This is a genomic window from Rhizobium sp. WSM1274 (assembly GCF_025200775.1).
GTDB classification, from domain to species: Bacteria; Pseudomonadota; Alphaproteobacteria; order Rhizobiales; family Rhizobiaceae; genus Rhizobium; species Rhizobium leguminosarum_I.
The window spans coordinates 281,268-298,047 of the sequence record NZ_CP104140.1 but is presented as its reverse complement, the minus strand read 5'-3'; the positions used below and the strand labels follow the sequence as shown (position 1 = coordinate 298,047).

Annotated in this window: 18 protein-coding genes and 1 pseudogene; 7 read left to right on the top strand and 12 right to left on the bottom strand. The window is 59.6% G+C overall.

Annotated elements, in window-relative coordinates; genetic code table 11:
• Positions 1-44: 44 nt before the first annotated feature.
• Entirely contained in the window at positions 45-305 is a 261-nt protein-coding gene (locus N2600_RS31195; RefSeq protein ID WP_260299536.1) for a hypothetical protein, read from the bottom strand.
• Positions 257-1,027 (bottom strand): LysR family transcriptional regulator, encoded by a 771-nt coding sequence (locus tag N2600_RS31190; protein ID WP_260299535.1) that lies wholly within the window; start codon positions 1,025-1,027, stop codon positions 257-259. Before N2600_RS31190 ends, N2600_RS31195 begins: the two co-directional genes overlap by 49 nt.
• 100 nt (positions 1,028-1,127) lie before the next feature.
• On the opposite strand from N2600_RS31190, the gene N2600_RS31185 reads away from it, so the two are divergent.
• Positions 1,128-1,577: a cupin domain-containing protein gene (locus tag N2600_RS31185; RefSeq protein ID WP_017968434.1), complete on the top strand. Its 450-nt coding sequence runs from the start codon at positions 1,128-1,130 to the stop codon at positions 1,575-1,577.
• 522 nt (positions 1,578-2,099) lie between these two features.
• Here the strand turns inward: N2600_RS31185 and N2600_RS31180 are convergent.
• The 5 genes from N2600_RS31180 to N2600_RS31160 all read right to left on the bottom strand — a co-directional run bounded on the left by N2600_RS31180 (position 2,100) and on the right by N2600_RS31160 (position 7,509).
• On the bottom strand, positions 2,100-3,233 hold the full coding sequence (locus tag N2600_RS31180) for an ABC transporter ATP-binding protein (RefSeq protein ID WP_260299534.1): 1,134 nt from the start codon (positions 3,231-3,233) through the stop codon (positions 2,100-2,102).
• Between the two features lie 87 nt (positions 3,234-3,320).
• A complete protein-coding gene (locus N2600_RS31175; RefSeq protein WP_170261604.1) occupies positions 3,321-4,526 on the bottom strand; it encodes an ABC transporter substrate-binding protein in 1,206 nt (401 codons plus the stop codon).
• A gap of 73 nt (positions 4,527-4,599) precedes the next feature.
• Positions 4,600-5,457, bottom strand: a complete 858-nt coding sequence (locus N2600_RS31170; protein WP_017968431.1) for a carbohydrate ABC transporter permease — start codon at positions 5,455-5,457, stop codon at positions 4,600-4,602.
• Positions 5,454-6,338, bottom strand: a complete 885-nt coding sequence (locus N2600_RS31165) for a carbohydrate ABC transporter permease (RefSeq protein WP_260299533.1) — start codon at positions 6,336-6,338, stop codon at positions 5,454-5,456. Before N2600_RS31165 ends, N2600_RS31170 begins: the two co-directional genes overlap by 4 nt.
• A gap of 13 nt (positions 6,339-6,351) precedes the next feature.
• Positions 6,352-7,509 carry a Gfo/Idh/MocA family protein gene (locus N2600_RS31160; protein WP_260299532.1) on the bottom strand — a complete coding sequence of 386 codons (1,158 nt, stop codon included), beginning with the start codon at positions 7,507-7,509 and terminating at the stop codon, positions 6,352-6,354.
• A 329-nt stretch (positions 7,510-7,838) separates the two neighbouring features.
• Between N2600_RS31160 and yghX the strand changes: the two genes are divergently transcribed.
• The gene (yghX, locus tag N2600_RS31155; RefSeq protein WP_260299531.1) at positions 7,839-8,726 is read left to right on the top strand and encodes a YghX family hydrolase; all 888 of its coding nucleotides are present in this window, start codon (positions 7,839-7,841) and stop codon (positions 8,724-8,726) included.
• A 58-nt stretch (positions 8,727-8,784) separates the two neighbouring features.
• On the opposite strand, the gene N2600_RS31150 is transcribed toward yghX, so the two are convergent.
• A complete protein-coding gene (locus N2600_RS31150; RefSeq protein WP_260299530.1) occupies positions 8,785-9,225 on the bottom strand; it encodes a DMT family transporter in 441 nt (146 codons plus the stop codon).
• Positions 9,222-9,707 carry a DMT family transporter gene (locus N2600_RS31145; protein WP_170256398.1) on the bottom strand — a complete coding sequence of 162 codons (486 nt, stop codon included), beginning with the start codon at positions 9,705-9,707 and terminating at the stop codon, positions 9,222-9,224. Before N2600_RS31145 ends, N2600_RS31150 begins: the two co-directional genes overlap by 4 nt.
• Before the next feature lie 292 nt (positions 9,708-9,999).
• On the opposite strand from N2600_RS31145, the gene mug reads away from it, so the two are divergent.
• The 4 genes and pseudogenes from mug (at position 10,000) to N2600_RS31125 (ending at position 12,948) form a co-directional block, all read left to right on the top strand.
• A complete protein-coding gene (gene mug / locus N2600_RS31140; protein ID WP_445944955.1) occupies positions 10,000-10,557 on the top strand; it encodes a G/U mismatch-specific DNA glycosylase in 558 nt (185 codons plus the stop codon).
• 52 nt (positions 10,558-10,609) lie between these two features.
• Positions 10,610-12,370 (top strand): MOSC and FAD-binding oxidoreductase domain-containing protein, encoded by a 1,761-nt coding sequence (locus N2600_RS31135; protein WP_260299529.1) that lies wholly within the window; start codon positions 10,610-10,612, stop codon positions 12,368-12,370.
• Between the two features lie 63 nt (positions 12,371-12,433).
• Positions 12,434-12,669: pseudogene (locus N2600_RS31130) on the top strand (pirin family protein); the annotation flags it as partial.
• 60 nt (positions 12,670-12,729) lie between these two features.
• Positions 12,730-12,948, top strand: a complete 219-nt coding sequence (locus N2600_RS31125; RefSeq protein WP_017968423.1) for a hypothetical protein — start codon at positions 12,730-12,732, stop codon at positions 12,946-12,948.
• Positions 12,949-13,202: 254 nt separating this feature from the next.
• Here the strand turns inward: N2600_RS31125 and N2600_RS31120 are convergent, their stop codons facing one another.
• The 3 genes from N2600_RS31120 to N2600_RS31110 form a co-directional block, all read right to left on the bottom strand.
• Positions 13,203-13,736: a GNAT family N-acetyltransferase gene (locus tag N2600_RS31120; RefSeq protein WP_260060278.1), complete on the bottom strand. Its 534-nt coding sequence runs from the start codon at positions 13,734-13,736 to the stop codon at positions 13,203-13,205.
• A gap of 119 nt (positions 13,737-13,855) precedes the next feature.
• Positions 13,856-14,674: a bifunctional allantoicase/(S)-ureidoglycine aminohydrolase gene (locus N2600_RS31115; protein ID WP_260299528.1), complete on the bottom strand. Its 819-nt coding sequence runs from the start codon at positions 14,672-14,674 to the stop codon at positions 13,856-13,858.
• Positions 14,675-14,789: 115 nt separating this feature from the next.
• Positions 14,790-15,443: a glutathione S-transferase gene (locus N2600_RS31110; RefSeq protein WP_260299527.1), complete on the bottom strand. Its 654-nt coding sequence runs from the start codon at positions 15,441-15,443 to the stop codon at positions 14,790-14,792.
• Positions 15,444-15,565: 122 nt separating this feature from the next.
• Here N2600_RS31110 and N2600_RS31105 point away from each other — a divergent pair, with 122 nt between their 5' ends.
• Positions 15,566-16,780, top strand: coding sequence for a polyhydroxyalkanoate depolymerase (locus N2600_RS31105; protein WP_222336589.1), 1,215 nt, complete (start codon positions 15,566-15,568; stop codon positions 16,778-16,780).

The following is a 16,780-nucleotide window of genomic DNA, read 5'->3' as shown; positions in this document are numbered from 1 at the left end:
GCCGTTCGATAGCGCCCGAAACGGGACGCAAACCTAGCCCGCAATCAATCGAGATTGCCAGCGCTTCCCAACACCAAACTACCGACGCTGGACTGTTCAAGATCATCGAGTAGCGTGAGTATTTCGGAGACCTGATCGCGCAGCCAAGCATGTGCATGGGATGCGGAATTGCGCCGGTGCCAAATCATTGCCAACAGTGTCGGCGGCAAAGCAAAGGGCAGCGGATGAACGGCAAGCCCCTCTGCGATGGCAACTTTCACGGCCATCCGGCGCGGTACAATTCCGACAAGGTCTGTCGCGGCCACAGACCGCAAGACGGCCGCAAAGGTCGGCACCGAGAGGACAACCTCACTTGCAGGCCCAATGCAGCAAGTGCGGCAGTTTCTCGATCGGGCGCCATCTCGATGACGCGGAAGGCGGCGTGGCGCAGCCTGCAATATAGTTCGACGGGCATCGCCGCCGCCGGCGTAACACCATGCTGACGTAGAACCGGATGATCCTGCCGCGCAACAACAACGTAACTGGCGTGAAAGATCGGTCGCCAATCGACCCAGGGCGAAAAATTGCCCGCAGGCAACAAGATCAGATCCAGCCTGGCTTCTCGTAGGTCGTCCATAGTCTGAAGATTGAGCGAGTCGGTATAGCGCAGCGAAATACCCGGTGCCCGCTGTTCCAGGTTAGCCATTAGGCCGGGAAGCATCATCTCGGTGAAAAAATCCGACGCTGCAATGCGGAAAGTCTGCACCGCACTGATTGGATCGAAGCTTGCCGGGTTCAAGAGGCGGCTTGAATCCTCAAGCAGTTGCGTCAGCGGTAACACCAAAGCAAGCGCAAATTCGGTCGGGCGCATTTGCTGGCCATCGCGCATCAGCAGTGGATCGCCGAAGGCAGCGCGCAACCGCCCAAGGGCCGCCGACACGGCCGGCTGCGATAGGCCAACTCGCTCCCCGGCGCGCACGGTAGACCGTTCGCGCAACAAGGCATCGAGCACTTTCAATAGGTTGAGGTCGAACGCGGATAAATTCATAGGATCAATTCAGTCGATATAATCATCCAATTTATCACAAGCCCGGCGGTGCGCTATTTCAATGGCATTCCGATCAACCGACCACGAAGGTCCCTATATCATGAACATATATACCCAGCCACAGCAGTCTCATAGCTGGAACGGCACCACCTATCGCATCCTGTTGTCCTCCGCCGAAACGCAAGGCGCCATGTCCATCGTCCACGGCGTTGCCGGCCCGCTCGAAGGCCCGCCTTCGCACATCCATGAGGCCGAGGACGAAACTTTCCTTGTGCTGCAAGGCGTCATTGATTTCGAACTTGAGGGCACCGTGTTTCGGCGCGGTCCGATGGAGACTGCGCATATACCACGTGGCAAGCGTCATAGCTTCCGCACCGGTCCTGACGGCGCTGTTTGCATCGCCGTGCTGACGCCGGGTGGCTTTGAAGCTTTTTTCGAAGAAGTCGCCGCAGCCGGTTTTCAAATACCGCGTGACATCGCCGCGGTTGCCGAATGTGCGGCACGATATGGTTCGCAGTTTACCGGCCCCGGGCTGGCGCAGAGAGGCTGATAAGCGTGACATCGCCTTTATCTTTTTTTCTCGCGGCGGTCGTGTGTGGCACCTCTGGCATGGTTTGGGGGATCCAGACGGCAATCAGCGAGGATCACTTGCCGGCGCCGGCCCATGCGCATCTCAACCTGGTGGGATGGACGACGCTGGCGTTGTTTGGCCTGTACTACCGGCTGACCCCCACCACAGTGCTGGGGGAAACTTCCCCGCGTTCACGCCGGACTTGCCATCCTCGGTGTCGCTCTCATGGTCCCAGGTGTTGCCATGGTCATGGCCGGAGGTTCGCCCGCTCTGGCGAGTGCCGACGCGATGCTGACTTGGCCTCGATGCTGATGTTTCTGGTGACCGTTGCCCGCCACGGATTTGGTGCAGAGGCGTGACGACTGGCAGCTTCGCAACACCCGCGGTCAAAAGGCTTGTTTAGCCTCCGGGCACCAGTAGAAAAGCGGACCGAACGCCGCGAGAACTGCCGTCCGATTGGCAGAGGGTCCTGTGGCGGCCGCCGACACGAAGCCAGTCGCTTCAGACCGCCGTGGGATTGATCATGTTCATATCGATTTCGGTCAGTTCCACGCGCCGCTCGAAGGCAGCGCCGGCCTTGTCGAACAAATGGCAATCTGCGGCGTTGATGCCGGTCGCGACTGGCGCGTCCGCGCGGATGCCGACGCTACCCGGCAGCATCGCGCAGAAATTCTCGGCCTCTCCGTTGAGCGAGGCGTAAGCGACCGTATTTGCCCCGAGGCGCTCGATGACCGTCGGGGTCACGGTAAAGACGATATCGCCGCCGTTAAGCTGGATATGCTCCGGCCGGATGCCGAGCGTCAAAGCCTTGCCGGCCATGCCGTCGCGCGGCGTCACGGGCAGGAGGGCTGTCTGGCCCTGATAATCCACCTCGACGCCATTGGCGCTGACGCTTTTACAGGTCACAGGCAGAAAATTCATTTTCGGATTGCCGATGAAGCCGGCGACGAACTGGTTCGCGGGCTTATGATAAAGCTCCAGCGGCGCCCCGGTCTGAGAGATATCGCCGGCGTCGAGCACGACGATACGGTCGGCCATGGTCATGGCCTCGACCTGGTCGTGTGTTACATAGATCATCGTCGCCTTCAACTGCCTGTGCAGCTTGGCAAGCTCGATGCGCATGTCGGCGCGCAACGCCGCGTCGAGGTTGGAAAGCGGCTCGTCGAACAGGAATATCTTCGGTTCGCGCACGATGGCGCGGCCGATCGCGACGCGCTGGCGCTGGCCGCCGGATAACATGCCGGGTTTCTGCTGCAGCCGCTGTTCGAGATGCAGGATGCGCGCCGCGTTTTCGACCTTGGCCTTGAGCTTTTCCTCTTCCATCTTTTCGACGCGAAGCGGGAAGGCAATGTTCTCGAAGACTGTCATATGCGGATAGAGCGCGTAGGACTGGAAAACCATAGCGATGCCGCGCTTGACCGGCGGTAGGTCGTTGACCCTGACGCCATTAATGACGATGTCGCCGGCGGTCGTCGCGTCGAGACCGGCGATCATCCGCAGCAGGGTGGATTTGCCGCAGCCCGACGGGCCGACGAAGACGACGAATTCGCCGTTCCTCACTTCGAGCTGCACGCCCTTCAGAACTTCGTAGTCGCCGTAGAATTTCTGAACTTTGTTGAGAAGGAGCTGTCCCAAAAATCTGTCTCCGCCGGCGGTCTTCGCACATTCGATATAGGGGAGGGGTCGCAGCTTATGCCGCGACCCCGGGAGCCTCGGGAGAGTTTACTTGAAGGCCTCGATTTCGCCGGCAGCCTTCTTCAGTGCGGCTTCCGGTTCGGCCTTGCCAGTCACCACCGACTGGATCATTTCGATCATCGAGTTCTGGAAGCCCTTATAGTCGGTGAAGAGCGGCTCGGGGCCACCATAGCTGATGCCGTCGATCAAGGGCTTCCAGTAGGGATCCTTGGCGACGAACTCGTCGACCTTTGCCGAGGGGCGCAACGGGGTGAGGCCGGCGCCGCCCTGCAACTCGTATTCCGACTGGACATCCGGAGAGGTGATGAACTTGGCGAATTCCGTCGCCTTGTCCTCGACGCCCGAACCCTTGAAGATCGCCAGGCTGTCGGTGATCAGCAGCGTGCCCGGACCCTTGGCGTTCGGACCGAGCGGCAGCGTCGTAATACCCCAGCTGATCTGCGTCTTCTTCAGACGGTCGGCGGCACCCGAACCGGCCTGGATCATGGCGACCTTGCCATCGAGGAAGATGGCGCGGACTTCGTTCTGCTCATAGGCCGTCGGGCCTTCTTCAGAGTAGGGGACGATGTCCTTGTAGGCCTTCAGCGCAGCGAGGATTTCGGGGCTATCCAGCGTGACCTTGCCTTCAGCATCGGTCACCGCACCATTATTGGTGTAAACCCAATGCATGAACTGGTGCATCGTGTTGTCGAAGGTCTTGGCGGAGAGACCGAAGCCCGGAATGCCGGTCTTTTCCTTGATGGTCTTTGCCATCTGGATTTCTTCGGCCCAGGTCTTCGGCGGCGTCTCGGGGTCGAGGCCAGCCTTCTTGAAGAGATCCTTGTTCCAATAAAGCGCCTTGGTGGAGAAGGCGATCGGAACGCCCCACTGGTTGCCCTCGAAGGTCACCGTGTCGACGATGTGGGGGTAATAGGTCTTCTTTTCATCGTCGGTCATCGGCACCGGGACGATAAGATCGTTCTGGGCGAATTCCTTCAGCGTGCGCGAGCCGACATAGGCCATCGCCACCGGCGTGCCGGCGGCGGCGAGCGTCGTTGCCTTGTCCTGGCACTGTGCCCATCCGACGACCTCCGGAGTGATCTTCCAGCCGGTGTTCTTTTCTTCCCACTGCTTGATATATTTGGTGTGGACCGGATCGATCGTGTCGCCGCAATAGATCCAGCTGATTTCCTTGTCGGCCGCCTGGACAGTGACCGTGGTCAGTGCCGTCGAACCGAGCAGGGCGAGCGCCATAAGGCCTGTCTTGATTGATATGCTCACGTCGTAACTCCCATTCTTGTGTTAGCTGTTCACTCGTTTTTTGGTCTTATTGTTTCACCGCACCGGCGGTCAGCCCGCCGACAAGGTAGCGCTGAAGGAAGAAGATGACGACCATCGCCGGCGCGATGCCGACGAAGGAAGCCGCCATCAGCTCGTTCCAGATGACCTCCTGCTTGCCGAAGTAAGCAAAGAGCCCCACCGGCAAGGGCATGTATTCGGTCTTCGAGTTGAACGTCAGCGCGAAGATGAATTGCTGGGCGTAGGCGCCGATGAAGGTGGTGATGGCGACGACGATAATCCCCGGCATCGCAATCGGCAGGATGACCCGGCGCAGCGTGTAAAAATGGCTGGCGCCATCCATGTAGGCCGCTTCGTTGAGTTCCTGCGGAATACGGATCATGTAGGTGCGCAGCAGCCAGATCGCCGAAGGGATCAGGAAGGCGACGCCAGGCACGATCATGGCGAGATAGGTGTTGAGCACGCCAATGCTCCGCATCAGCCGGAAGAGCGGGATCAACAGCACGGCGCCCGAGAACATGTTCACGGTCAGGAAGGCGCCGAGCAGGATGCCCATGCCCTTGAATTCGAACTTCGCGAAGGCATAGGCCGCCGGAATGACCAGGCCGAGCACAATCAGCGTGACGATGACCGAGATGAAGAACGAGTTGAAGATATAGCGCCCGAAGCCCGGCACGCTGATCCACATCGTCCGATAGGCTTCGAACGAGCCGTTCTCCGGCCAGAAGCGGTAGGGCGAGGAGAAGAGCTGGCTGAGCGGCTTCAGCGACACCAGGAAACCTTCGACGAAGGGCGACAGCACGAAGAAAAGAAACAGCGCGATGCCGCAATAGATCAGGATGATTTCCCACCAGCGGTAACGGTCGATCATGGCTGCATTGCTCATGCGCGCTTCTCCGGATTGAGGCGGCGGGTGACGCGGAAATAGGCGAAGCAGAAGAGCGACAGGAAGATGCAGATCAAAACGGCGCGCGCTGCACCTTCACCGTATTTCTTCGAGCCGATCGCGGTCTGGTAGGTATCGATGATCATCGTCGTCGTCTCGCCGCTCGGTCCGCCCTGCGTCAGGATCCAGATGATGTCGAACGAGTTGAAGGTGGCGATCAGCGACAGCATCGACATGGTGATGATCGCCGGAATCATCAGCGGCAGCGTGATGCGGCGGAAGCGGTACCAGCGGCCGGCGCCGTCGGTCCAGGCGGCCTCGTAGAGATCCTTCGGAATGGATTGGATCGCCGCCAGGAAGTAGATCGTCACCAGCGGCACGCCGATCCACACGTCGGTGACGATCGTGGCCCAGAAGGCGGTGCTTCCATAAGCGAGGAAGGCGACCGGGCCGTCGACCAGACCGAAGCGCTGCAACATGCCGGAGATCATCCCGAACTGGCCGTTATACATCCAGCCCCACATGAAGATGCCGATCGCCATCGGCACGATCCATGGCGGCATGGTCAAAAGCCGGAACAATGAGCGGCCGGGGACCGCGGCGTTCAGCATCGTCGCCCCGAAGGTGCCGATCACCATTTTCAGGGCGACCGAGAAGAAGGTCCAGATGAAGGTGCGGATGATGACTTCAGCAAACCGCTCGTTGAAGATCTTCTCGTAATTGACCCAGCCCACCCAATTGGTGGTCTTCCTGAGGGACGCGTCGGTGAAGGAGAGAATGAAGGTATCGACCAGCGGATAGGCGACGATCGCCAGAACATAGAGCACAGCCGGAAGAAGAAGGATGCAAGCGAAGATGAAGGTGCTTCTTTGAACACTCATCCTGCCGCCCCCCTCAAGCCGCTCTTGCGTGAAGGGCTTCGTCGAAGCGGTCCCAGATGGCTCTGAGATCGACGACCGTTTTCTTCATCCTCGCTTCGTCCATCGCCAAGGCGAGGATGCCGGCTTCGAGCGCATTCAGCGTGGACACGGGAAGTTCGAGCCCGGTGCGCACGCTTTCAAGCAGGTCGCTCGCCATCTGTTCGTCGGCACCGTAGTGCTGGGAGAGCTCGGTGGCGGCATATTTGTTTTCGACGATCTTGCTGCCGGTCAGTTGTTCGTGCACATCGAGATAACCGCGAACGAAATCGCCTTCGGCCATGCCGCGCGAGCCCATGATGGCGAAGCGGCGGAATTGGTCGGGCACATTCAGATTGGTGTGGAAGTTCATGCCGACGCCATTGGCATATTCGACGATCGCCACCTGATAATCGATAATATCGGCGTCGCTGTCGAACACCTTGTCCGAGCCCATCCAGCCGCTTGGCTTGCGATGGAAAAGCTCGAGGTCGTTGATGCCTTCGCGCGCCGGGTCGTTCGCAGGAATGAAGCTCTTGCGGCCGCCGAAACTTGCGACCCGCTCCGGCCGCGCACCGACGACGCCATTATAGAGGTCGAGGTCGTGGCAGCATTTCTCCAGCATGAAGCTGCCGGAATAGCGCTCGTAACGGCGCCAGTCGCGCATGAAGAAGGCACCGTGATAAGGCTCGATATGTTCGGAGGCCTCGATAGAGACGATCTGACCAAGCTTGCCCTCGGCCTGGATGGCGCGCAGATCCTTGTAGAGCGGAGAATAACGCAAGACGAGACCGACCATCAGTCGCTCGTGGCCGAATTTTGCCATCAGATGGGCAAGTTCGATGCTTTCAGCGATCGTGGTGACGATCGGCTTTTCGCAGAAGACCTTGAGACCGGCTTGAAGTCCGAGCCTGATATGGTCGAGATGCATATGATTGGGAGAGCCGATCATCAGCAGATCGAGCTTTTCGGAGGCGAGCAATTCTTCCGGCGAACCATAGGCCTTGCCGACTGAAATGCCCTTTTCCGTCAATCCAGGAAGTCCGGCGGGTTCCGGATCCACATAGCCGACAATGTCGAAGCTGCTATCGATTGCCTTGAAAACATAGCCGAGATAGCCGAGCCGGAATCCTAGCCCGATGATTCCCACTTTCATGCCGATCAAGTTCCCATTTAGTAATTTATTTTCTTTAAGTTGGGACAAAAATCGGAAGGCGTCAATAGAAAACGGGCCTCAAAGCGCGAGTATGAAATTAATTTTCATAGATCGGTAGCCGGCGTCGATTGCTGCCTGCGACCGGCCGGGCGCCGATTGCCAAAGCGAATAGGGCGCATCTTCTTGACGCCGGGGCAGCGAATTCAGCGACTGTTGGCGCAGCCAATGATCGCCCCGGCAAGCTCACGCAGAACTCGCGAAATGTTGAAAAGAGCCGCGAGTTTACGTGTGTAGGATAGTGCGAGACCCGAAGGCAAGGAGGAGCCATCATGACCCGCATGACAGCCAAGGATTTCCCCCAGGAACTTCTCGAACTCTACGATTATTACGCGCACGGGAAAATTACCAAGCGCGAGTTTCTCGACCGAGCCGGCAAATTCGCTGTCCGCGGCGTGACGGCAGCCACCATTCTTTCTTCGCTGAGCCCTGATTATGCGCTGGCGACACAGGTTGAGTTCACCGATCCCGATATATTAGCCGAATACATCACCTATCCCTCTCCAAAGGGAAATGGCGATGTCCGCGGCTATCTCGTCCGCCCCGCAAAAGCGGCCGGCAAAGTCGCGGCCGTGGTGGTCGTTCACGAGAATAGAGGTCTGAACCCCTACATCGAGGATGTGGCGCGGCGCGTGGCAAAGGCAGGTTTCATTGCACTTGCGCCGGATGGACTGACGTCGGTCGGAGGCTACCCTGGCAACGATGAAAAGGGGCGGGAACTCCAGCAAAAGGTCGACCCGGAAAAGCTGATGAACGATTTCTTCGCAGCCGTGGAATTCCTGATGCATAGCGAACTCACCACCGGCAAAGTCGGCGTCACCGGCTTCTGCTATGGCGGCGGCGTGGCCAACGCGGCGGCAGTGGCCTATCCGGAACTTGCCGCGGCCGTGCCCTTTTACGGCAGGCAGCCGCGCTCCGAAGACGTGCCGAAGATCAAGGCGCCGCTGCTTCTCCATTATGCCGGGCTGGACAAGGACATCAACGAAGGCTGGCCGGCCTATGAAGCTGCGCTGAAGTCGGCGGGAAAGACATTCGAGGCCTACATCTACCCTAACGTCAATCACGGCTTCCACAATGATTCCACGCCGCGCTACGATGAGGCGGCGGCCAAGCTCGCCTGGCAGCGAACGGTCGACTGGTTTACGAAATACCTCGCCTGAGATTGCAGTTAACGGGGGCCGGGGGTGATCACCGCCGACGGGCAAATGTCCTGTCCGGCTATTGCGAGCCGCCAGCTTTGCGTCGTCGCCGACTGACCATCATTCCGCCGACGATGAGAACAATTCCGGCCGCGTTCGCCCAAAATGATGCTGGAACGGCGCTGATATAATCAAACGCCACCCCTGTCACCATCTGGCCACCGATGATCAGCAGAGCCGAATTGACCGCGCCTATTCGAGCAATGACCCAACTGCCCGCCGCCACGAAGATGACGCCGATGGGACCACCCAGATAGGCATACCAAGGCGCATCGGCAGCGCCTGCAGGAAGCAGGCCCCCGACAAAGAGACCAAGGCAGGTGAGGACGGCAAAGCCCACGGCATGGTTCCAGAAGGATGCGATCAGCGGTGTGGTGGATATGCTCAACCGCCCATTGAGCTGACGACTGAGACCGACGAGCACACCGCCCAGGCAAGCCAGGAGAATGAACACCGTCATGCCGCACCTCGCCCAAGCAGGATAATCAGCGCAGCCCCCATGACGACCAAGCCGAGTGCTACGATGTCTCGTCTATCCGGACGGCGCTTTGGCAGACCAAACAATCCCCAACTGTCGGCTGCGACGCTGAAGGCGACCTGGCCTGCCAAACCCAAAGCCAGGGTGCCTGAGAGCCCGAGCGGTGAGTTGACCGCGGTCGAGGTCAGCATGACCGTTGCCGCGCCGGATATCCCACCGAAATAGGCCCATAAAGGCGCGCGCAAGGTTTGTTCCGGCTTAGGTCTGCGGCGCCGGTGGATCAGCAAAAGAAGAATGACGGCTGCGATGATGCCCGTGCCGTGGGCGGTCCAAGATGAGAACAGGGGATTCCCATAACGGGCCAACTCGCCGTTGAGGTGCACCATAAAAGTCAGGAGCCCGCCCGTGGCAAAAGCTCCGGCAAAATAGATCGGATGCGGATTTCGTGCGGCTTCGATGGTCATGAAGATCCCGTCAAAGAATCGATTGCAGCGGATATTTTCAGATTGTCACTACCGCATCGCGCGTCTTTTGAGAGCCGCAAAAGACGCTGTGCACTTTGAATGGCCGCATAATTCCTGAAATCGATTCCGATTTCAGGAATTATGCGGTAAGACCATTCATCGACATTTCCAGCAACATGATTAGCACTGCGTGTCTGTTAGACCGGCCTCTTCTTGACGGTGTTCAGGAAGCTCGTTTCGATCGACGCACGGTTGGTATATTTGACAGGCTTAATTCGAGCGATATCCCATAATGCAAGATGATGCCACGTCCGCAAACCTCAACGGCCCAAGCGACCCCACGATGCCAAGAGCCGGATTGTCGGAAATCCTCACTCCTGGCCTTTCCGTGGTATTCTGCGGATTGAATCCTGCTCTGTCCGCGGTTCGCGACGGCCATAATTTCTCGAACCCGAGCAACCGTTTTTGGCGCGTCCTGCATCTGGCCGGATTTACACCGCGCCTGCTGCGGGCGGATGAAGAGCGCGCGTTGTTGGAATATGGCTGTGGTCTGACATCCGCGGTTTCACGTCCGACAAAAAGCGCAAGCGAGCTTAAGAGGCAGGATTACCTCAGCGCCGCGCCCATCCTGGAAAACAAGATACGAAAGTTCGCGCCAGCCAATCTGGCTTTTCTTGGAAAGGCGGCATACGCGGCTATCAGTCTTCGAGCCAATGTTGAATGGGGTCGGCAGTCGGAGGAATTTGCCGGCGCAGGTGTCTGGCTGTTGCCAAATCCGAGCGGCCTTAGCAGAGCCTTCACCTTGACGACTTTGACCGAACACTATCTGGAACTCAGATTGACGCTGTAGCCACCCTCCGTCGATCTCGAAATTGCGGTGATCGTCATTCGGGAGAAATGTCATGGTACGCTTGCTTTCGGTCAATGTCGGCCTGCCGCGCAACGTCACCTGGCAGGGCAAGATCGTTTACACCGCCATTTGGAAGACGCCGGTCGACGGCCCGCGCATGGTGCGGCGCCTGAACGTGGACGGCGATGGACAAGGCGATCTGGCTGGCCACGGCGGCGAACGCCGCGCAGTCTTTGTCTATCAGATCGATTCCTATCGGTACTGGCAGGAGCAATTGCGCCGAGACGACTTCGTTTACGGTCAGTTCGGCGAGAATTTCACCGTCGATGGGTTGCCGGATGCAGAGGTCTGCATTGGAGACCGTTACAGGATCGGCGGCGCTTTGTTCGAGGCGACGCAACCGCGCGTCACCTGCTACCGGCTCGGCATACGCATGGACGAGCCAGAGATGGCCGCGCTGGTGGTCAAACATGGTCGACCTGGTTTCTATTTCCGTGTGCTGGAGGAAGGCGAAGTGCAGGCCGGCGACGAGATCACGAAGGTGGCGTCCGGGCCCGAGGGCATGAGCGTTTTCGAGATCAACGCGCTGCTTTATATGCCGGGTCACCCGCGCGATCAGTTGGAGCGCGCGTTGCGCATCCCGCCGCTGAGCGCAGGCTGGCGTCATTCTTTCGAGGCCATACTCAAGCAGGAGCGGAAGGAGGGCGCGACGACAGGAAATGCCGGGCTGACAGCTGCTCCCGGCCTGCCTCCGGCATGGCGCGGGTTCCGCCCGGTGCGTGTGTTGCGCAAGGTGCGCGAAAGCGGCAGCGTGGTTTCCCTCGTGCTCGAACCGGCGGATGGCCAGCCTGTTGCCGCCGCACTCCCCGGGCAGTTCGTGGTGCTGCGGCTCGGACGGGATCCGGCGCCTGCGCTGATGCGCAGCTATTCGCTGTCGGGCGAGCCCAGCGTCACGCATTATCGCGTCAGCGTCAAGCGGGAGGTCCATGGCGCAGCCAGCGGCTACATCGACGACGAGCTACAGGTCGGCGACATCGTGCAGGCAAGTGCGGCGCGCGGCAGTTTCATATTGCGGCCGGGCGATACACCGGTTGTTCTGTTGAGTGCCGGGATTGGAGTGACGCCGGTGCTGGCGATGCTTCATGTTTTGGCGGCCGAAGCATCGCCCCGGGAGGTCTGGTGGTTATACGGAACCCGCAATGGCCGCGAACATCCGTTTGCCGAGGAGGCGCGCGGGCTGCTGAAGAGGCTTCCTCACCACCACAGCCATATTTGCTACAGCTCTCCCGACCCTAAGGATCGGCCTGATATCGATTTCGACGCTCGCGGCCATCTGGATGCGCAGGCGCTCAAGTTGCTTAACCTGCCGCGCGATTGTGACGTCTATGTCTGCGGACCATCGAGCTTCATGAGCGATCTGAGCGTCGGCCTTGCTGCCTTGGGCATCGCGCCGGATCGCATCCACACCGAGATGTTCGGCGCCGGTCCGTCGATCACACCCGGCATAGCTGCTTCGCCTCGCCGGCCGCCACATTTGCCGGCGGGGCTTCCAGGCTCGGGGCCGCTGGTGTCGTTTGCCCGCACCGGCCTCAATGTGCGCTGGGAGCCGACATTCCAGAACTTGCTCGAACTGGCCGAGGCCTGCGACGTGCCGGTGCGATGGTCGTGCCGAACCGGCGTCTGTCACACTTGCGAGACCGGACTTGTGGAGGGAAGTGTCGGCTACCAGCCGGACCCTGTCGACGCGCCGGCGGATGGCAATGTGCTGATCTGTTGCGCAAAACCTGAGGGCGATATCGTGATTGATTTGTAATGCCTGGACGAACGCGCCGACGGTGATTCTTGCTCACCACGCACGGCGCGGTGATGGCTTGGAGGCGAGCAGGGGCTGCGTTTATTGGATGACAAGCTCGAAGTAGAGGCGCAGAGTGCAAGCACGTTGGTCGCGTTTCTGCTCGACCCGAACGCATCTATCACCAGACAGGGGACTGTCGGCGACCACAAGAAGATCCCGCCGGCAATTATCATTCGCGCGTTCCTGCGATGGAGGAAATTTTGCCATATATGTGGCGTCATTCGCTTGGCCGCTCGAAGACCGAAAAGGCGATATGAATGGAACAAGGATGCCCCTAACGGGTTTCGAACCTTAGCGTTCAATAGGAGGAGCATTTCATGCCTACGGTTGCCGCCACACCCATCACCCCACCAGACCAGCACGTTGTAACAGCGCGCGAAGCCATCGAGCCGCTTTATGAGAAGCTCGAGCTTCAAACGGAATCGCTGGTCCTGTCTGCGGCGTTGGAAGCGGGATGGTCTTCGGATGAGGCAACCGAAGCATTGGCGGCACTCAGACTGCAGGATGCACTTTCTACGCTTGGACGAACGACCTGACCGAGAAAGCTCCGAGAAACCGGTGCGCGGGGCAGATTCACCTGAATTCGGTGAATGTCTGGGCGCCTCCGGCAACGCGTGGCATCATTGCAGACAACGTGCCATCATGAATGATTGGCGGGGTTTATTGGAGAGGCGGTTCTCGGTGGTTGTAAAGCACCTTTTTGTTCCATAATGTTGATTACGCCAGTTTTACAATCATAAGTTGCTCAACTATAAACGCGCCCTCACGGTTGGTGCCGATGCGTGGGAGGTCACATACCGTTTGATGACCGCAGTTCATAGAGCACGTGATGGCGCAACGGATGCCCCTCGGCGAAACTGGGATGATTGAACTCACCGATCCGATTCATCCCCAGTCGTCTCATCAAACCCCAGGAATTGCTGTTTGCGGGCACCGTGAAGCTGACGATGCGGTCAAGCTTCAGCGTGTTGAACGCAAAATCGAGAGAGCGTTCCGCGGCCTCGCGCGCATATCCGGCGCCGTGCCGCGACGCTGAAAGCCGCCAACCGATTTCGACTGCAGGCGCAAACGGCAAAGCCGGCGAAACCTTGGCGAGGCCGCACATACCGATCAACGCGCCGCTTTCCTTCTCCTCCAGCGCCCAAAACCCCCAGCCATGGTCCTCGAAGTGCCGGTCGATGCGGTCGAGCATCGCATTCGACTGTTCGTCGGTCAGAGGATTGAGATATCTGACGACGTCGGGCTCGGCATTGATCGCAGCGAAGGGTTTGCGATCCTGCTGTCGCCAGGGTCTCAAAATCAGACGTTCGCTTTCGAGCTTCATCGTTCCTTCGCCCAAGCAATTCCAGGAAAAGTGCAAAGCGGTTTTCCGTCCGGAATTGCGATAAAACAAAAGGTTAGAGCGGTTCTGCATTTCCATGAAAAGCTGAACCGCTCCAGATCCTACCAGAGCGTCATGTGACGGTTGACGTCCTTGTAGAGCAGGTAGCGGAAACGGCCGGGGCCGCCGGCGTAACATGCCTGCGGGCAGAAGGAGCGCAGCCACATGAAGTCGCCGGCCTCGACCTCGACCCAATCCTGGTTCAGCCGATAGACCGCCTTGCCCTCCAGCACATAGAGACCATGCTCCATGACATGGGTTTCCATGAAGGGGATCACGGCGCCCGGCTCCAGAGTCACGATATTCACGTGCATGTCGTAGCGGACATCGGCCGGATCGATGAACCGGGTCGTCCCCCAGCGTCCATCGGTATCGGGCATTGCCGAGATGGTGTGCTGGTCCTCATGCGTGAAGATCGCCGGCGGCGGCTCCAGCCCCTCGACCTCCTGAAAGGCCTTTCGAATCCAGTGGAATTTTGCCGCCGTCGAGCCGCTATTTTTCAGGCGCCAGACCGAGCCCGCCGGAAGATAGGCGAACGAACCGGCGCGCAGCGCATGGCTGTTGCCGTCGAGCTCCACCGTCATCTCGCCTTCGACGACGAACAGGACCGCTTCGGCCCGTTTGTTGGGCTCCGGCCGGTCGCTTCCGCCGCCGGGCTGGACCTCCATCACATATTGCGAGAAGGTCTCGGAGAAACCGGAGAGCGGCCGGGAGAGAACCCAAGCCCGCGTTCCCGTCCAGTGAGGAAGGACGCTGGTGACGATGTCGGTCATGACGCTGCGCGGGATGACCGCGTAGGCTGTGGTGAAAACGGCTTTGCTGGAAAGCAGCTCGGTTTGCGGCGGCAGTCCGCCGAGTTTGGAATAATAATCTCTGTTCATTGGTCCAGATTTCGCGGCATGTAGCACTGCATCTGATTTATGCGCCGCTCACCTTGCAGGCAACTCTTAATTCGTCGCGTGAAAGTCGATGCGGAGCCGCACCGCTGCGTTCCGGTCAGAACTCGACTTCCAACTCGACGATCTCATCCGGCTCGATCATCGCTCCCTCCGTCCATTGGCCCATCAGCGGCCAGGACAGCACCGTCTCGACATAGGCTTCGAGCTGCGGTTCGAGCTCCACCGCATAGGTGCGGAATCGGGTGCAGACCGGCGCATACATCGCATCGGCGACGGTCGGCGTGATCCCGAACAGCCACGGGCCGCCGCTTGCCTCGAGGCATTCGGTCCAGATCGCCTTGACACGCTCGACATCAGGCCGCGCGCCCGAAAATATCTTGAAACTCGCATGCCGCGCCTTGAGGTTCATCGGCAATGCCGAGCGCAGATTGTGGAAACCCGAATGCATCTCGCCCGAAACCGACCGGCAGCGGGCGCGCGCCGCGCGCTCGGTGGGCCAGAGCCCGGCAGTGGGCGCGACCTCATGGAGATATTCGGCGATCGCCAACGTGTCCCAGACCGTCACATCGTCATGGGTCAGCCTCGGCACCAGAACCGACGGTGAAAGCAGAAGCAGTTCCTGGCGCGCCTCGTCATCCAGCTCCACAAGGACTTCGGCGAAGTCCAGCCCGGCCATCCGGCACAGCAGCCAGCTACGCAGAGACCATGAAGAGTAGTTTTTCGAGGAAATCGTCAGTGCCGCCTGCGACATCGGCTCGTATCCTTGTCGGACAATGTTGTTTCTTCCTCGATAATCTTCTCGCATGGCAGGACATATTCCACTAGCATTTTTTGCACTGCCGCATCGATGCGGCAGTGCGGGAGATTTCGGCCATGCTCTACCAGGCCTATCAGTTCCAGGATGATCTCATCGCGCCGCTCCGCGATCTGGCGCGGCGCCTGCAGATCTTCTCCGCGACAGCGCTTTGGGGATCCGGCAGCGAAATGGGACGGCACTTCGCCGCCGCGCTGGAGATGATCTCACGCTTCGAGATCACCCACCAACGTCCGGATTTCGCTATTACGTCGGTCATGATCGGCAATCGCGTGATGCCCGTCACTGTCGAGACCGTGCTCGACATGCCCTTCGGCACGCTGCTGCGCTTTGCAACGGACACCGATGCAAAGCGGCCGCGGGTGCTGGTCGTCGCACCGCTGTCCGGCCATTTTTCCACGCTGCTGCGTGGCACCGTGCAGACCCTGCTGCGCGACCACGACGTCTATATCACCGACTGGGCCAACGCCCGTGACGTGCCGCCGTCGGCCGGACGCTTCGGCATGGACGACTATGTGGACTATATCATGCATTTCCTGGAGGAGATCGGTCCGGGCGCTCATATCCTTGCCGTCTGCCAACCCTGCGTGCAGGCGCTGGCCGCCGTTGCCGTGATGTCGGAAGAGCGGCATCCCGCCACCCCGCGGACCATGACGCTGATGGCCGGTCCGATTGATCCGCGCGAGAGCCCGACCACGGTCAACGAACTTGCCGTATCGAAGTCGCTCGCCTGGTTCGAGAACTCGCTGATCGCGGACGTTCCCTGGCGTTATCGGGGTGCGGGACGGCGCGTCTATCCCGGTTTCCTCCAGCTTGTCGCCTTCATGTCGATGAACATGCAGCGCCACCAGGACGCCCATCGCAAGCTCTACGACCATCTGGCGAAGGGCGAGACGGCCGAAGCCGGCAAGATCAAGAATTTCTACGACGAATATTTCGCCGTGCTCGACCTCACCGAGGAATTCTACATCGAAACCATCGAACGCGTCTTCCAGAAGGCGGAAATCGCGACCGGCGACCTGACCCATCATGGCCGCAAGGTCGATCCCGGCCAGATCCGCAACACGGCGCTTTTGACCGTCGAGGGCGGGCGCGACGATATCTGCGCACTCGGCCAGACCTCGGCCGCGCACGATCTCTGTCGGGCGCTACGCCCACATCTGAAGCGCCATCATCTTCAGGCCAATGTCGGACATTACGGCGTCTTCAGCGGCCGCCGCTGGGAGGGGGAAATCTACCCCGTCGTGCGCAACATGATCCTGTCGATGGAATAA

Coding starts and splice junctions, on each gene's coding strand:
- N2600_RS31135 (WP_260299529.1), top strand. CDS start 10,610: ATGGTACGCTTGCTTTCGGTCAATGTCGGCCTGCCGCGCAACGTCACC.
- N2600_RS31160 (WP_260299532.1), bottom strand. CDS start 7,509: ATGAAAGTGGGAATCATCGGGCTAGGATTCCGGCTCGGCTATCTCGGC.
- mug (WP_445944955.1), top strand. CDS start 10,000: ATGCAAGATGATGCCACGTCCGCAAACCTCAACGGCCCAAGCGACCCC.
- N2600_RS31110 (WP_260299527.1), bottom strand. CDS start 15,443: ATGTCGCAGGCGGCACTGACGATTTCCTCGAAAAACTACTCTTCATGG.
- N2600_RS31165 (WP_260299533.1), bottom strand. CDS start 6,338: ATGAGTGTTCAAAGAAGCACCTTCATCTTCGCTTGCATCCTTCTTCTT.
- N2600_RS31170 (WP_017968431.1), bottom strand. CDS start 5,457: ATGAGCAATGCAGCCATGATCGACCGTTACCGCTGGTGGGAAATCATC.
- N2600_RS31175 (WP_170261604.1), bottom strand. CDS start 4,526: ATGGCGCTCGCCCTGCTCGGTTCGACGGCACTGACCACGGTCACTGTC.
- N2600_RS31145 (WP_170256398.1), bottom strand. CDS start 9,707: ATGACCATCGAAGCCGCACGAAATCCGCATCCGATCTATTTTGCCGGA.
- N2600_RS31115 (WP_260299528.1), bottom strand. CDS start 14,674: ATGAACAGAGATTATTATTCCAAACTCGGCGGACTGCCGCCGCAAACC.
- N2600_RS31120 (WP_260060278.1), bottom strand. CDS start 13,736: ATGAAGCTCGAAAGCGAACGTCTGATTTTGAGACCCTGGCGACAGCAG.
- N2600_RS31105 (WP_222336589.1), top strand. CDS start 15,566: ATGCTCTACCAGGCCTATCAGTTCCAGGATGATCTCATCGCGCCGCTC.
- yghX (WP_260299531.1), top strand. CDS start 7,839: ATGACCCGCATGACAGCCAAGGATTTCCCCCAGGAACTTCTCGAACTC.
- N2600_RS31150 (WP_260299530.1), bottom strand. CDS start 9,225: ATGACGGTGTTCATTCTCCTGGCTTGCCTGGGCGGTGTGCTCGTCGGT.
- N2600_RS31190 (WP_260299535.1), bottom strand. CDS start 1,027: ATGAATTTATCCGCGTTCGACCTCAACCTATTGAAAGTGCTCGATGCC.
- N2600_RS31125 (WP_017968423.1), top strand. CDS start 12,730: ATGCCTACGGTTGCCGCCACACCCATCACCCCACCAGACCAGCACGTT.
- N2600_RS31185 (WP_017968434.1), top strand. CDS start 1,128: ATGAACATATATACCCAGCCACAGCAGTCTCATAGCTGGAACGGCACC.